Genomic DNA, 14,136 nt, shown 5'->3' with positions numbered 1-14,136 from the left:
ATTCGTCGTGCGTTGTTTGCGTTGCTGTTGCTGGTGGGCGTGCCCGCCTGGGCTGATGAGCAGCCCAAGGACCTGTCGTGGCAGGAGATGATCCCGCCGGACGCGCCGCCGGAAATCCCCAACATGAAACCGCTGCACGACCTGTCGAACATGGCCGATGCGTTGTCGGTCGAGTCGGCGCCAGCGGCCAAGCAGGACTTGCCCAACGCGCCGGTGGTGCAAAGTCTCGACGGCCAGCACATCCGTCTGCCGGGCTATATCGTGCCGCTGGAAGTCAGCGAAGAAGGCCGCACCACCGAGTTCCTGCTGGTGCCGTATTTCGGCGCGTGCATCCATGTGCCGCCACCGCCGTCGAACCAGATCGTGCATGTCAAAAGCGAAGTCGGGGTGAAACTCGATGAGCTGTACCAGCCGTATTGGATCGAGGGTTCGATGCAGGTCAAGCCGTCCACCAGTGAGCTGGCCGACGCCGGTTACCAGATGGATGCCGAGAAGATTTATATCTACGAACTGCCGGAATAGCGTTGATCGCCCTTTCATTGAGCTGAGTCAAAGGATCGAGTGGAACGATCTTTACCATTGGACGTACAACTTTTAACGTCCTTTTGGAGCTCCCATGAACAAGTCCCTGCTCGGCGCGTCCCTCTTCGCGCTCGCCCTCATCGCCCCTGCCGCACACGCTCACGAAGCGGGCGACATTCTGATTCGTGCCGGTGCAATCACCGTGAATCCGAAGGCCGACAGCGGCCACGTGAAGGTTGACCAGGGTCCATTGGCGGGCGCCAACCTGGGCGGCAAGGCGACCATGAGCAGCGACACTCAGCTGGGCTTGAACTTCGCCTACATGCTGACCAACCACGTGGGTATCGAACTGCTGGCCGCCACCCCGTTCGAGCATGACGTGAAGATCAAGAACACCGCCCTCGGCGCCGCCAACGGCAAGCTCGGCACCCTGAAACACCTGCCGCCGACCCTGAGCGTCGTGTACTACCCACTGGACAACAAGTCGGCCTTCCAGCCGTACGTGGGCGCTGGTATCAACTACACCTGGATCTACGACGAACACGTCGGCAGCCGTGCGCAGAGCGCCGGCTTCAGCAACTTCAAGGCTGAGAACTCCTGGGGCTGGGCCGCGCAGATCGGCGCCGACTACATGATCAACGACAAGTGGATGATCAACGCCCAGGCGCGCTACATCGACATCAGCACCAAAGCGACGGTGGACAACAACGCACTGGGCCAAGGCACTCGCGCCAAAGTGAACGTGGACGTCGACCCGATGGTTTACATGGTGGGTATCGGCTACAAGTTCTAACCCCCACCGCAATACCCCTGTAGGAGCCGGCTTGCCGGCGATGCAAACACCTCGGTCTTTCAGCCAGACCGAGGAGATGCTATCGCCGGCAAGCCGGCTCCTACGTGTTTGGGGTCAGCTGTGGCGGTAGTAGCGATCCAGCAACGCCGGCAACCCCGCCCGCCACGCCCGTGGCTTGATGCCGAAGGTGTGCAGGATTTTCTTGCACGCCAGCACCGCGTGTTGTGGCTCATCGGCTGCATCCGGCCGAGCCGCGTGGGCCTGGGCGGTGGGTGACTCGATGGCCAGCGGGTGATAGCTGCGCGCTTCGGTGAGGATCGCCTGGCCCAGCGCCAGCGGTGTAGTCGCTTCATGGCCGGCGTAGTGGTAAGTGCCCCACAACGGCGCCGCACAATCGAGCTGCTTGAGCACCGAGATGATCACCCGCGCGGCATCGTCCACCGGCGTCGGGTTGCCGCGACGGTCATCCGCCATCAACAACTCATCCGGCTTCTCGGCCCGGGCAAGGAAGCGCCCGAGGGTGCCGTCGACGCTGTCATCGAGTAACCAGCCAAACCGCAGCAGCACATGCTGCGGGCAGGTGGCGCGCACGCTCTGCTCGATGCGCCACAGCGCCTGGCCACGCAGGCCCAGGGGCACCGGCTCGTCTTTTTCGCTGTAGGCGGTGGCGCGGGAGCCATCGAACACGCGGTAGCTGGACGGTTGCACCAGGGTGATGTTGTGGTGCTGGCACAGCTCGGCCAGGCGCTCGATGGCGAATTCCTGGGCAGCCAAGCGGGTTTCGCTGACCGCTTCGGCCTGGAACCAGTCGAAGTAGTAGGCGAGGTTGATCAACGCATCGGGACGGGTGTCGTCGAGCAGTTGGGTGAGACTCGCGGCATCCCAGCCGTCTTGGGGCGGTTTAGGAGCGAGGAAACCGATGTCTTCCTCTGCACCGAGGCGAATCAGCGCCTGCCCGAGGGCATTCCCGCCGCCCAGTAACATAAGGCGCATTCGCATAGATTGAGCAGGCCCGGTCTGTTGGAACGATGGTTGTCTAGGTATTTGTAAGAATCGTTGCATTTTGCGGGTTTGTCGCGCAACCGTCACGGATAAAGTGTGGGGTTGCAACTTGTTGTATCGGGCGGGGTAGCAGGTGGTCTTGGAGAGGTGGATCAGGCATTGAGCCTGGTGTTGCTATCTCCAGCCTCATCGTAGGCAAGCCAGCTCCCACAGGTGAACGGGTTCACACAGCCGAAACTGTGGGAGCCGGGCTTGCCCGCGATGAGGTCACTGGGTACGCGGCTGCTCGGTCAGCACCACCGACGCCGGTACCTCTTCATCCGGCTCATCCACCTGCGGCCCGCGCTTGGGTAAAAAAACCTGCTGTGGATAAGTTTGCGCGAAATGCACCTCGGCGCAGTTATCCACAAGCTTTTTCAAGCGCTGGTTAAACGCGCGGCTCACCGCATATTGCCCGCCCGACACCGTACGGAACTGCGCCGTGAGCACCACGCCGTTGAGGTCCATCTTGTCCACGCCAAACACTTCCAGTGGCCCTTGCAGGTTGTACTTGAGGAACACATCGTCGCGGATCGATTGCCCGGCCTCGCGGATCAGCTCCACCGCCTTGTCCACGTCGGTGTCGTAGGTGAACTGCACCGAGAAGAACGCATAGGCAAACTGCCGGGACTGGTTGGTGACCGCCTTGATCTGACCAAAAGGCACCGAGTGCACAAACCCCTTGCCATCGCGCAAGCGCAAGGTACGGATGGTCAGGCCTTCGACAGTGCCGGCATGCCCGGAGTCGAGCACCACCCAGTCGCCGATGGACAGCGTGTCTTCGATGATGATGAACAGGCCGGTGATCACATCCTGCACCAGTTGCTGCGAACCGAAACCGATGGCCAGGCCCACCACCCCGGCACCGGCCAGCAACGGCGCGACGTTGATGCCCAGGTTGGCCATGGTGGTGATCGCGCAGATCACTACCAGGATGATCTTCACCGCATTGCGCACCAGCGGCAGGATGGTTTTCACCCGCGTGCTCGGCTGGCGATTGGAGCGTTTATTCACCGGTGGTTTCAGCGCTTCCTGGATCGCCGTGTCGAGCACCACCCAGAACAGCCAGGTCATCAGCAGGATCAGGCCGATACTGCTCAGCGAGTCGCTGATCGCCCGGCCCACCGAATTGCGCTGGGCGAATTCAAACAGCGATACGCCCCAGATCCGCCCGAGGATTTCGATAAAGGCGATGGCCATGACAATGCGCAGGATCGCGTGCAACAGGCTGAGAAAACGCTCCTTGTAGGCACTGCTGCGCTGGATCGCCACCTGGCTGCGGGACTTGAACAGGTGTTGCAGCACGGTGCTCAAAAACACCGTGCCGATCAGCAGGATCGTGGTGAACAGCGCGCAGCGCAGGGCCTTCTGGTTATCGTCGCCGGCCCCGATCAGGTTGATCGCCGACACCAGCACCATCAACAGGATCGGCCAGTACCAGAGCCCGGAAAACACCCGCAACGACTGTTGCAGCGCCGGATGCTTGAGGCGTTGGGCCAAGGGCCGGTTGCGGATCAGGTGTGCCACCGGACGGCGCAGGCGCACCACCAGCACACCGAAGATCACCGCCGCGAATAGGCCGGTGAACACTGCAATGCTGCTGGTGATATTGCCGCCGAGCTGGCGGGCGATCTGCGGGCTGGTCAGGGCGTCGCTGAGCGCGGCGAGAAAGCCGATCAGGAACAGCGGCTTGGGGCAGTAGCTACGGATGATCTGCACGGCCGGGCGTTTATGGCCGACGTTGAACATGACAATGACGCATAGCAGCATCGACGTGGAAAAAATGCCGCTGCTGGTGGCGTAGGCAAAACACAGCGCCAGCGCGCGGCCCACGGACGTGGGTAAAAAGTGACTGACGTAGAGCGTCAGCGGCAGGCAAATCAGCGCAGGAATCGTGTAAGGCACCACATACCCGAGCACTGCTTGCAAGCGCCCACGCCGTTCGACAAACGGCCGCCGGCTCAAGCGCTGCACGATAAAACGCCCGAGCAGCGCCAGCACGGCAAAGGCACCGATCCACACACCGGAGAGCAACAAGAAGTCCCCGGCCACACTCCAGGGCGAACGCTCGGCGGTCTGGTCGACCAGGCGCCCCACTTCGTCCGCCGCACGGTCGGCACGCAGGCGCCAGGCGTCCACCAGGTTCTGGTTGAGGTCGAGTTTGTCCTGCACGTCATCGATGCTGGAACTGATGGCGCCGAGCAAACCGCCTTCGACCAACAGCTCCGGTTTGGCCGGTGCGGTCGCCGCAGGTGCAGGGGTTGCGGCTTGCAGTGCGCCGTTGCCACACAGCAGCAGCGCGCCGAGGAGTAATGCAGCTCTGAGATTCAGCAAAACACCGGGCTCCTTCAAGAGGGTCTGTAAGGAACTGACGGGATTGAGCCTTGATCGTTCCCCTCTTTCGTCATCTTTGGCGGAGGGTAGACCACTGAATCCGTCACAGCACAGATCCCCTGTGGGAGCGGGCTTGCCCGCGAATGCGGTACATCAGCCAATCAATTAACGACTGACCCACCGCTATCGCGGGCAAGCCCACTCACACATTTTGGAATGCGTGCCGTCTGTAGGACGGTGGAAACTTTCCGTCAAAAATCGCAGTCAGCCATAAACGGGGGCCAGGCCCCCATGGTTTTTTCAGGAGCAACCATGGCTGCGAATCCCGACTGGATGCCCACCACGCCCAGCATCGCCATCACGCGCTTCACAGTGCTGACGGTCAATATCCACAAGGGCTTCACCGCCCTGAATCGGCGCTTCATCCTGCCCGAGCTGCGTGAAGCAGTGCGCAGTGTGGGCGCCGACATGGTGTTCCTGCAGGAAATCCACGGCACCCACGAGCGTCACCCCCAGCGCTACAGCGACTGGCCGAATATGCCGCAATACGAGTTCCTCGCCGACAGCATCTGGCCGCAGTTTGCCTATGGACGCAACGCGGTCTACCCCCATGGCGACCACGGGAATGCGCTGCTGTCGAAGTTCCAGATCGTGCGCTATGACAACCTGGATATTTCCCAAAGCGGCCACGAAAACCGTGGCCTGCTGCATTGCGTATTGCGCCTGCCGGGCACCGGCCAGGAGGTGCATGCGATCTGCATTCATCTGGGCCTGCGCGAAGTGCATCGCCAGCAACAACTGCGTTTGCTCGAACAGCGCATCAGCGAGATACCGGCCGACGCGCCGCTGGTTGTCGCTGGGGACTTCAACGACTGGCGCCAGCGGGCCGACCTCAGCCAGAGCGGCCTGCGGGAAGTGTTTATCGAGACCCACGGAAAATTGCCGCGCACCTTCCCGGCGCGCCTGCCGCTGTTGCCCCTGGACCGTATTTATGTGCGCAACGTGAAGGTGCATAACCCCCGAGTGTTGACCACTCGGCCTTGGTCCCACTTATCCGACCATGTGCCGTTGTCGGTGGAGATCGAGCTATGAACGTCGCCGTCGAACACATCGCCACCGACCAACCACCGGACGAAGCCAAGGCGCGTGATCTGGATTACGGCTGGCAGAGCGGCAACCGCGTCGAGTTGCTGGAGAACGGCGAGGCGTACTTCCCCAAGGTGTTCGACGCCTTGCGCGGGGCCCAGCGCGAGATCGTGCTGGAGACCTTCATTCTGTTTGAAGACAAGGTTGGCCTGGAGCTGCAAGGCATCCTGATCGATGCGGCGCAGCGTGGGGTGAAAGTCGTGATGAGCCTGGACGGCTTTGGTTGCGGCGAGCTGAGCCCGAGCTTTTTGGGCGAACTGGCGGAAGCCGGGGTAACGGTGCAGATGTTCGACCCGGCGTCCAAGACCCTGGGGGTTCGCACCAACTGGTTCCGGCGCCTGCACCGCAAGATCGTGGTGGTGGACGCCAGCGTGGCGTTTATCGGCGGGATCAATTTTTCGGCCGACCATCTGGGCGATTTCGGCCCCGAGGCCAAGCAGGATTACGCCGTGCAAGTGACCGGCCCGGCCGTGGCCGACCTGCACCATTTTGCCCTGGCGCAAAGTGGTCGCCAGGTGCGCACGCGACGCGGTTGGCGACGGCGCCAGCAACGGCCATCGCCGTGGGCCACCGACAACAGCGACGGCCTGGTACGCCTGATCTACCGCGACAACGTGCAGCACCGCGACGACATCGAAGAGGCCTACATCCACGCCTTGAGCAAGGCGCAACAGCGCGTGGTGATCGCCAACGCCTACTTCTTTCCCGGTTACCGCCTGCTGCGGGAAATTCGCAACGCAGCGCGCCGTGGCGTGCAGGTGCAACTGATCATGCAGGGTCAGCCGGATGTGCTGTTGGCCAAGCTCGCGGCGCGCATGCTCTACGACTATTTGCTCAAGGACGGCGTGGTGATTCACGAATATTGCCAGCGCCCGCTGCACGGCAAAGTTGCGCTGGTGGACGACGAATGGAGCACCGTGGGTTCCAGCAACCTGGACCCGCTGAGCCTGTCGCTGAACCTGGAAGCCAATGTGCTGATTCGCGACCGTGCGTTCAATCAACACCTGTATGAACGCCTGGAAACACTCGCCAACAATCACTGCCAGACCATGCCGGAAAACCGCACGCCGCGCCTGTGGCTCTGGCGGTTGACCGTGGGCTTCCTGGTGTTTCATGTGATGCGTCACTTCCCTGCGCTGACCGGTTGGCTGCCGGCGCACAAGCCACGCTTGAAACCCGTCGGGAGCCAGGCCCATGAGCACTGAATCCGGGTTCAAGCGCTGGAAGAAACCCCTGACCGTTGTGTTCTTCCTGCTGCTGATCGTGCTGTTCACCCTGCTCGCCCGGCGCATCGACTGGAGCGACGTGGTGCAGACCCTGGGCGACTTCAAGCTGCGCACGTTGCTGATCGCAGGCGCCCTGACGCTGTGCAGTTTCCTTGTGTACGCCAGCTTTGATTTGATCGGCCGCACCTACATCCGCCAGCCGTTGGGTTGGAAGCAGATCCTGCCGGTGGGGGTCATAAGCTATGCGTTCAACCTCAACCTGAGTGCGTGGGTGGGCGGCATCGCCATGCGCTACCGGCTGTATTCACGGCTGGGGGTGAGCACCGGCAATATCGCCAAGATCCTTGGCTTGAGCCTGGCGACCAACTGGTTTGGCTACATGGCGTTGGCCGGGGTGGTATTCAGTAGCGGGTTGGTGACGATGCCACCGGGCTGGAAGGTCAGTACCGTTGCGTTGCAGGGCATTGGTGCATTGTTGGTGCTGGCCAGCTTGGGTTATCTGGCGGCGTGTCAGTTTTCAAAGAAGCGCGCATGGTCGATTCGCGGCATGGAGATCAACCTGCCGTCGGTGCGCATGGCCTGCCTGCAACTGGCGCTGGGCGCGCTGAACTGGTCGTTGATGGCGGCGGTGATTTTCACGCTTTTGCCGGCCAAGCTGGATTATCCGTTGGTGCTGGGGGTGTTGTTGATCAGCGCGATTGCCGGGGTGGTCACGCATATTCCGGCCGGGCTGGGCGTGCTGGAGGCGGTGTTTATTGCGCTGTTGCAGCATGAGGCTTCGCGGGGGAGTTTGCTGGCGGGGCTGATTGCCTACCGGGCGATCTACTTCATTTTGCCGTTGCTGATCACGTTGGTGATGTACCTCGTGGTGGAGGCCAAGGCCAAGGCGTTGCGGGTTAAAAAGGCACCGGCTTGAAAGGGTGTTGACGGGTTAATCGCCATCGCAGGCAAGCCAGCTCCCACAGTTGAAGGTATTCACAATTCAAAAGGTGTGAACCCAATCAAATGTGGGAGCTGGCTTGCCTGCGATGGCAATCTCAAGAACACCCAATTATCGGGATTGGATAATGCTCAACCGCTCCCCCACCACCATCTCGGTAATCCAATCCACCAGAATCGACGTATAAGCCTGCTGCGACACTGGATCGCTGAGCGCATGGTCGGCGCCATCGATGATGCGGTGGGTCAGCGAGTGGGTCTGCTGGCACGCTGCGCGGTAGCTCATGATGGTGGCGTGGGGCACGTGGTCGTCGGACTCAGACTCCACGATCAACACATCCCCGGTAAACGCCGAACACGCGTGCAACGCACGATTGGTTTCGGCATGCACCAGCGTGCTGCGGTAATCCATCAAGTCCACCTTATCCAGGTCCCGCTTGGGCTTGAGCCACTCCTGATCGCGGTACAGCGCCGGCACACGCAACGCCAGCCAGCGTACCGGGCGCAATGACGTGAGGATCGCCGCCAGGTAGCCGCCATAACTGGTGCCCACTACCGCGACCGCCGAGGTGTCGATGGCCGGGTGCGACAGCAACCGGTCGTAGGCCGCCAGCAGATCGCGCAGGTTGTCTTCACGGGTAACGCGAGACAGCGGAATACCGGTGCCCGCATGGCCGCGCAAGTCGAACGTGAGGCACACGCAGCCCAGGCCTGCAATGCCTTTGGCGCGCTCCAGGTCGCGCTCTTGGCTGCCGCCCCAACCGTGCACGAATAGCACGCCAGGCACTTTGGATTTGGGGCTCAGGAAGGTACCACTCATCTGTTCGTCGTCGATATCGATCGCAATGCTTTCGCTTCTAGCCGTCATAAGCCTTAACCGTCACGTATTTGAGAAGAAAGTCGCTGTTTTGCGCAGGCCCGCGGTACACCTCGATAGCGTCAGCCGGCAGAGGCTGATCCACGTAGGTCTCGACCGAGGCCACTTGAATGGCGCGCAGGCCTGGGTGATTGATAAAACTCTGCAACGCGGCGACTTCCGCGCTGCTCGCGCCGCCCATGCGCCAGGATTGTTCGAGCACGCCGCTGCGGCGTTGGCCGTCGCTGTCCAGGCCCTGGGCGATGTCGTAGTTGCGCCGCGACGCATAGAAACCGGGGTAGGCCTCGTCGGCAGCGTTGTCGAACACCCGGGCTTGTTCGATGGCTTCGCACACATCATCGGGCAGTGGGAGGCGCAACAGGTCTTCGTAATAGCCAGGCACCACCAGCAGGTTGGAACCGCCGTAGACGTCCTCGCCCTGCCCGTCTTTTGTGAGGTACTGCTCGCCGCAGTAGCTGATGACATGATCGCCGATGAAGCTCTGGCCGACACTGTGGGTGATCACATCGCTCAGGTCTTGCTCCAGCACCACGCCGTCGTCGAACAGGCGCGCGCTGTCTGGTCGCGCCAGTAAGGCTTCGAATTCGTCGAGGCTGTGGATAACTTCCTGACCGCGCCCGGCGCACGCATGCACGGGCTTCAGGCGGATGGGGCCGCTGTAGAGCAGGCGCGTGGCCGCAGGGCGCGCATCTTCGAGGGCAAAGACGCTGAGGCCATCGAGCACGACGGCCCGTACTCGCTCGCAGAACAGCGGCGACCAGCCTTCGGGCGCCTTGGCGCCGGGGCCGAGCAGGCCGTGACTGATGGCCTTGGTGCAGATGAAGTCATGCTCGACATACCCGCCCCACAGGTCTTGCGGCCCTTTGATATTGAGCTGCCGCGCTTGCTCGGCACCCACCAGGGTTTGCGTGGGCAGCAGGTACAACTCCCGGCCGGCATGCCGATCGGGATCATAACTGCCGCCGAATTTGAGCCCGAGAATCTGCGCCAGCCAGCGCGCCAGCGCGAGGTTGGTTTGAACCTCGTGCAACGGCGCGCCTTCGCGCGTGAAGTGAGAAACGACGAGCTTTTTGCGTTGACTCGGGGTCATGCGTCCCCCTTGGCTATCCCGCCCTGTGTGTGAGGGGAAAGTTGCAGGGATCAGGCCAACGCCTGTTATGACGCGACGGTTTGCAAATCAAGCAGTTGCGGGGAAAGCGATGGCAGTAGGCCTGTTTTATTCTGCACGACGGCCCGTGAATGGCGCGGCGTTCTGCACGATTCAGACGCCGAAGCGGCTGCGGTAATCGCTGGGTGCCAAGCCGGTGATTTTCTTGAACGTGGCGCGGAACGCACTGGGGTCCTGATAGCCCACGGTCCAGGCGATGTGGTCAATGGTGCCGTTGGTGAATTCGAGCATCTGTCGCGCCTTGCCCACCCGTAGGTGCTGGCAATATTCGGTGGGTTTGAGCCCCGTCGCGTTGCGAAAGCGCCGCAGGAAGGTGCGCTCTTCCAGCCCCGCCTCTTGCGCCATTGCGGTGACCGACACGTCCACCGCGCCGCTGGCTTGCAGCCAGTGCTGCACCTTGAGAATCGCGGTATCGCCATGGCCGAGAATCGGCGCGAAGTTGCTGCCGCACTGGCTGGCGCTGTCGCTGTGCTCGATCACCAGGAATCGCGCCGTACTGGCGGCAATGCTCGGTCCCATCAGGCGATCAACCAGACGCAGGCCGAGTTCAGACCAGGCCATCAGCCCGGCCGTGGTGATCAAATCCCCGTCATCAACGATTGGCTTGTCGGCTTCCAGGCGCACGGCCGGGTAACGCAGGGCAAAGGATTTGGCCGAGGACCAATGGGTAGTGGCACTGCGCCCATCCAGCAGGCCGCTGCGCGCCAGCATGATCGAACCGATGCACACGCCACCGAGCACGGTGCCTGCAGCATGCCTTTGACGAAGCCATTCCAGCAGAGCGGGTGGCGCTTGTTCTTCAGTGAATTCACCGATGGAGGGCGGCACCAGCACGGCCATCATGGGTTGGTCTGGCCCTGGGTGGCTATCGAACACGCGGGCGGGCGTGCCGGTGGCGTCTACCTGCCAATGGCTAACGCGCAACAATGGCAGTTGCGAGGATTGATGCTCGGCAGCGATCCGATTGGCGACGCCGAACAGGTCGGTCAAGCCATGCACGGCCGCCAATTGCGCACCTCTGTAGATCAACACGCCCAGCTCAACAACCGCCATTGTCAGTTTTCCCCCTGTTATTGTCGGTGCGGCCAATCCCGGGTGCGGGCGCCAGCTAAGATACTAAGCCCCATCAACCCATCACGAGGCAACACACATGGCCAAGCAAGCGCTCATCCTAATCGATATCCAGAACGACTACTTCCCTCAGGGCAAGTGGCCGCTCGACGGCGTTGAAGCCGCGGCCGACAAGGCTGCGCAGGTGCTCCAGGCTTTTCGCCAAGCGGGGGATGCGGTGATTCATGTGCGCCATGAGTTCACCTCCGATGACGCGCCCTTTTTTGCCCCGGGCTCCGAAGGTGCGCACTTGCACCTCAAGGTGCTGAACGAAGGCAGCGAGCCGGTGGTGCTTAAACATTTCGTGAATGCGTTTCGTGAAACCAACCTGCGCACCTTGCTGGAACAGCGCAGCATCACCGACGTGGTCGTCGTCGGCAGCATGAGCCACATGTGCATCGACGCCGTGGTGCGAGCGGCGGCGGATCTTGGCTACAAGGTCACGGTGATTCATGACGCGTGTGCCACGCGTGACCTGGAATTCAACGGGCAGGTGATTCCAGCGGCGCAGGCTCATGCGGCTTATATGGCGTCGCTGGGGTTTGCGTATGCAGACGTGCTGTCGGCGGATGAGTACTTGAAAGCGCAAGCGGCGGCGGCATGACCGCCACTTGCCGGCCAGGTATCAGCGGGTCGCAATGATGAACAGGCGCGGAAATGGCAGCAATACGGTGCCGTCGCTCAGGGCTGGATAAGCTTGGGTAATCCGCGCCTTGTATTCCTGTAGGAAGGCGGCCTTTTCGCTATCGCTTAACGGTGCGAGGAAGGGCCTCAGGGCCGAGGCCTTGAACCATTCCACGACCGCCCCGTGATCGGCCAACGGATGCTGGTAGGTGGTGCGCCACACATCGACGGTGCTGCAGTGTTTACTCAGCAGCTCGTAGTAGTAGCTCGCCGCATGCCGTTCGTTGTGCTTGACCGCGCCGATCTTCGCAGACCACGGGCCATCGGCTGCCACTTCACGGGCCAGGCGGTGCGCAGGTTCGTCGAGGTTGTCCGGGGTTTGTACCGCCAGCGTGCCACCGGGGGTGAGCTGGTGGACCAAGTGTGGATAAAGCGTGGCGTGGTCCGGCAGCCATTGCAGCGAGGCGTTCGCCAGTATCACGTCGTAGTGTTGCGCAGGGTTCCAGGCACCAATATCCGCCAGTTCAAAGGCCAGCGCTGGCAGACGCTTGCGTGCATCGACCAGCATGTCATCTGAACTGTCCATGCCGGTGACGTGGGCCTGTGGATAACGCTCGGCCAACACCTCGGTGGAATTGCCCGGCCCGCAGCCCAGGTCGACGGCGCTGCGAACTTCGGTATTCGGGATAGCCGCCACCAGGTCGCGGACAGGACGGGTGCGCTGTTGTTCGAACATCGTGTACTGCTTGGCAGACCAGGTCATCACGGCTTTCCTTCTTTATGAGGTTGGCTACAGCCTAAATCTTGTGAGCCATGAGAACAAATGCCAGGATTGGAGCACTCCCATACCCGGAAAGTATGCTTATGTTGGAGCTTCGCCAGCTCAAGGCCTTTGTCGCGATTGCCGAAGAAGGTTATATCACCCGCGCCGCCGAACGCCTGGGCATGCAACAGCCGCCGTTGACGCGCCTGTTGCAAAGCCTTGAGGCGGAGTTGGGGGTGGTCTTGATGGAGCGCCTGCCCAGAGGCGTGCGCCCCACCACTGCCGGGCTGGCCTTGCTGGATGAAGCGCGGGAAATTCTCTCCCGGGCTGAGGGCATCGCCGAAGTGGTGCGCCGTGCCGCACGGGGTGAGCGCGGGCGCCTGGCGATCGGCTTTACGAGTTCGGCGGCCTTGCATCCTTTTGTGCCGAGTGTGTTGCGGTTGTTTCGCGAAACCTTTGTCGGCGTCTCGGTGGTGCTGGAGGAAGCCGGTACTGGCGAACTGCTGGACGCGCTGGTGCATGAGAAGCTCGATGCGGCGTTTATTCGCTCGCCACTGAGCGGCACTCAATCGTTACAGGATGAACCTATCCTGGTGGAGCCGATGTTGCTGGCGCTGCCCACCGATCATCCGCTGGCAATCGATGCCGGCTCTCCCCTGCCGTTGAAGGCCTTGGCGACCGAATCCTTTGTGCTCTACCGCCGTCGAGTGGGATTGGGGTTGTACGACGCGATCCTGGTGGCCTGCCGTGAGGCCGGGTTCAGCCCCCAAGTGGTCCAGGAAGCACCACGCATGACCGCCACGTTGAGCCTGGTGGCGGCGGGCCTGGGCGTGTCCATCGTGCCGGCCTCCATGCAGCGGTTGCGTGGCGACGGCATCGTTTATCGAGCGCTGACGGAATGCCAGAGCCTGGTGGCGCCGCTGCATTTGGCAACACGGATCGGGGATGGCTCGGCGGTGTTGCAACGGTTCAAGGAGATGGTGGTAACGGCCGCGTCGACAGATGCCTGATCACGGGCCATAAAAAACCCCCGACGCTTTCGCGGTCGGGGGTTTTGGTGTTCCGGGTCTCAGACCTTAGAACGGGATATCGTCATCAAAGCTGTCGAAATCCGGAGCCGGTTGCGGAGCAGCCTGCTGTGGCGCTGGACGCGACTCACGCTGTGGCTGCTGGCTTGGCTGTGGACGCGACTGCTGTGGACGCGGAGCCGAGTTGGACATGCCGCCCTGGCCCTGTTGGTCGCCCTGTGGACGGCCGCCCAGCAGTTGCATGGTGCCTTGCATGTCGACCACGATTTCAGTGGTGTAACGCTTGATACCGTCTTTTTCCCACTCGCGGGTCTGCAGCTTGCCTTCGATGTAGACCTGCGAACCTTTGCGCAGGTATTCACCGGCGATCTCGGCGACCTTGCCGAACATCGACACACGGTGCCATTCGGTTTTCTCGACCTTCTGGCCGGTCTGCTTGTCGGTCCACTGTTCGCTGGTCGCCAGACTCAGGTTGGTCACGGCGTTACCGTTAGGCAAGTAGCGAACTTCGGGATCCTGGCCGCAAGTACCGACCAATATGACTTTGTTAACCCCACGGGCCATA

14 protein-coding genes are annotated in these 14,136 nt (G+C 61.8%); 7 read left to right on the top strand and 7 right to left on the bottom strand.

All coding sequences use genetic code 11. From position 1 onward, the window contains the following. Together AC07OV_RS19345 and AC07OV_RS19340 are read left to right on the top strand one after the other, a co-directional pair. On the top strand, positions 1 to 522 hold the full coding sequence (locus tag AC07OV_RS19345) for a DUF3299 domain-containing protein (RefSeq protein ID WP_178924265.1): 522 nt from the start codon (positions 1 to 3) through the stop codon (positions 520 to 522). Between the two features lie 94 nt (positions 523 to 616). Continuing rightward, the gene (locus AC07OV_RS19340; protein WP_176999268.1) at positions 617 to 1,315 is read left to right on the top strand and encodes an OmpW/AlkL family protein; all 699 of its coding nucleotides are present in this window, start codon (positions 617 to 619) and stop codon (positions 1,313 to 1,315) included. 114 nt (positions 1,316 to 1,429) lie between these two features. Here AC07OV_RS19340 and AC07OV_RS19335 read toward each other — a convergent pair whose 3' ends face one another. Together AC07OV_RS19335 and AC07OV_RS19330 are read right to left on the bottom strand one after the other, a co-directional pair. After that, on the bottom strand, positions 1,430 to 2,314 hold the full coding sequence (locus AC07OV_RS19335; protein WP_494998099.1) for a sugar nucleotide-binding protein: 885 nt from the start codon (positions 2,312 to 2,314) through the stop codon (positions 1,430 to 1,432). Positions 2,315 to 2,584: 270 nt separating this feature from the next. Next, on the bottom strand, positions 2,585 to 4,690 hold the full coding sequence (locus tag AC07OV_RS19330; protein WP_495092778.1) for a mechanosensitive ion channel family protein: 2,106 nt from the start codon (positions 4,688 to 4,690) through the stop codon (positions 2,585 to 2,587). 312 nt (positions 4,691 to 5,002) lie between these two features. On the opposite strand from AC07OV_RS19330, the gene AC07OV_RS19325 reads away from it, so the two are divergent. The 3 genes from AC07OV_RS19325 to AC07OV_RS19315 are packed head-to-tail and all read left to right on the top strand — an operon-like array spanning position 5,003 to position 7,978. After that, complete coding sequence (locus AC07OV_RS19325) at positions 5,003 to 5,782, top strand: endonuclease/exonuclease/phosphatase family protein (RefSeq protein WP_176999265.1); 780 nt, start codon at positions 5,003 to 5,005, stop codon at positions 5,780 to 5,782. Beyond that, a complete protein-coding gene (gene clsB / locus AC07OV_RS19320; protein WP_495092777.1) occupies positions 5,779 to 7,041 on the top strand; it encodes a cardiolipin synthase ClsB in 1,263 nt (420 codons plus the stop codon). The genes AC07OV_RS19325 and clsB overlap by 4 nt, the downstream gene beginning before the upstream one ends. Continuing rightward, on the top strand, positions 7,031 to 7,978 hold the full coding sequence (locus AC07OV_RS19315) for a lysylphosphatidylglycerol synthase domain-containing protein (protein ID WP_495092776.1): 948 nt from the start codon (positions 7,031 to 7,033) through the stop codon (positions 7,976 to 7,978). The genes clsB and AC07OV_RS19315 overlap by 11 nt, the downstream gene beginning before the upstream one ends. 135 nt (positions 7,979 to 8,113) lie before the next feature. Here AC07OV_RS19315 and AC07OV_RS19310 read toward each other — a convergent pair whose 3' ends face one another. The 3 genes from AC07OV_RS19310 to AC07OV_RS19300 all read right to left on the bottom strand — a co-directional run bounded on the left by AC07OV_RS19310 (position 8,114) and on the right by AC07OV_RS19300 (position 11,099). Further along, positions 8,114 to 8,869 carry an alpha/beta hydrolase family protein gene (locus AC07OV_RS19310; RefSeq protein ID WP_495092775.1) on the bottom strand — a complete coding sequence of 252 codons (756 nt, stop codon included), beginning with the start codon at positions 8,867 to 8,869 and terminating at the stop codon, positions 8,114 to 8,116. Further along, a complete protein-coding gene (locus tag AC07OV_RS19305) occupies positions 8,859 to 9,968 on the bottom strand; it encodes a DUF3182 family protein (protein ID WP_495092774.1) in 1,110 nt (369 codons plus the stop codon). Before AC07OV_RS19305 ends, AC07OV_RS19310 begins: the two co-directional genes overlap by 11 nt. 171 nt (positions 9,969 to 10,139) lie before the next feature. Continuing rightward, positions 10,140 to 11,099, bottom strand: coding sequence for a GlxA family transcriptional regulator (locus AC07OV_RS19300; RefSeq protein WP_495092773.1), 960 nt, complete (start codon positions 11,097 to 11,099; stop codon positions 10,140 to 10,142). Between the two features lie 97 nt (positions 11,100 to 11,196). Between AC07OV_RS19300 and AC07OV_RS19295 the strand changes: the two genes are divergently transcribed. Continuing rightward, on the top strand, positions 11,197 to 11,760 hold the full coding sequence (locus AC07OV_RS19295) for a cysteine hydrolase family protein (RefSeq protein WP_495092772.1): 564 nt from the start codon (positions 11,197 to 11,199) through the stop codon (positions 11,758 to 11,760). Positions 11,761 to 11,781: 21 nt separating this feature from the next. On the opposite strand, the gene tam is transcribed toward AC07OV_RS19295, so the two are convergent. Further along, complete coding sequence (tam, locus tag AC07OV_RS19290; RefSeq protein ID WP_176999258.1) at positions 11,782 to 12,543, bottom strand: trans-aconitate 2-methyltransferase; 762 nt, start codon at positions 12,541 to 12,543, stop codon at positions 11,782 to 11,784. 101 nt (positions 12,544 to 12,644) lie between these two features. On the opposite strand from tam, the gene AC07OV_RS19285 reads away from it, so the two are divergent. Next, positions 12,645 to 13,553, top strand: coding sequence for a LysR family transcriptional regulator (locus AC07OV_RS19285; protein WP_495092771.1), 909 nt, complete (start codon positions 12,645 to 12,647; stop codon positions 13,551 to 13,553). Between the two features lie 66 nt (positions 13,554 to 13,619). Here the strand turns inward: AC07OV_RS19285 and AC07OV_RS19280 are convergent, their stop codons facing one another. After that, positions 13,620 to 14,135, bottom strand: a complete 516-nt coding sequence (locus tag AC07OV_RS19280; protein ID WP_003232445.1) for a single-stranded DNA-binding protein — start codon at positions 14,133 to 14,135, stop codon at positions 13,620 to 13,622. Position 14,136: the final 1 nt, after the last annotated feature.

Source organism: Pseudomonas sp. GW821-FHT09A09 (assembly GCF_059418405.1).
Note: the sequence above shows the minus strand (reverse complement) of the source record. Positions and strands in the feature narration are given on the sequence as shown.

Coding starts and splice junctions, on each gene's coding strand:
- AC07OV_RS19315 (WP_495092776.1), top strand. CDS start 7,031: ATGAGCACTGAATCCGGGTTCAAGCGCTGGAAGAAACCCCTGACCGTT.
- AC07OV_RS19310 (WP_495092775.1), bottom strand. CDS start 8,869: ATGACGGCTAGAAGCGAAAGCATTGCGATCGATATCGACGACGAACAG.
- AC07OV_RS19295 (WP_495092772.1), top strand. CDS start 11,197: ATGGCCAAGCAAGCGCTCATCCTAATCGATATCCAGAACGACTACTTC.
- AC07OV_RS19305 (WP_495092774.1), bottom strand. CDS start 9,968: ATGACCCCGAGTCAACGCAAAAAGCTCGTCGTTTCTCACTTCACGCGC.
- clsB (WP_495092777.1), top strand. CDS start 5,779: ATGAACGTCGCCGTCGAACACATCGCCACCGACCAACCACCGGACGAA.
- AC07OV_RS19325 (WP_176999265.1), top strand. CDS start 5,003: ATGGCTGCGAATCCCGACTGGATGCCCACCACGCCCAGCATCGCCATC.
- AC07OV_RS19300 (WP_495092773.1), bottom strand. CDS start 11,099: ATGGCGGTTGTTGAGCTGGGCGTGTTGATCTACAGAGGTGCGCAATTG.
- AC07OV_RS19285 (WP_495092771.1), top strand. CDS start 12,645: ATGTTGGAGCTTCGCCAGCTCAAGGCCTTTGTCGCGATTGCCGAAGAA.
- AC07OV_RS19280 (WP_003232445.1), bottom strand. CDS start 14,135: ATGGCCCGTGGGGTTAACAAAGTCATATTGGTCGGTACTTGCGGCCAG.
- tam (WP_176999258.1), bottom strand. CDS start 12,543: ATGACCTGGTCTGCCAAGCAGTACACGATGTTCGAACAACAGCGCACC.
- AC07OV_RS19340 (WP_176999268.1), top strand. CDS start 617: ATGAACAAGTCCCTGCTCGGCGCGTCCCTCTTCGCGCTCGCCCTCATC.
- AC07OV_RS19335 (WP_494998099.1), bottom strand. CDS start 2,314: ATGCGAATGCGCCTTATGTTACTGGGCGGCGGGAATGCCCTCGGGCAG.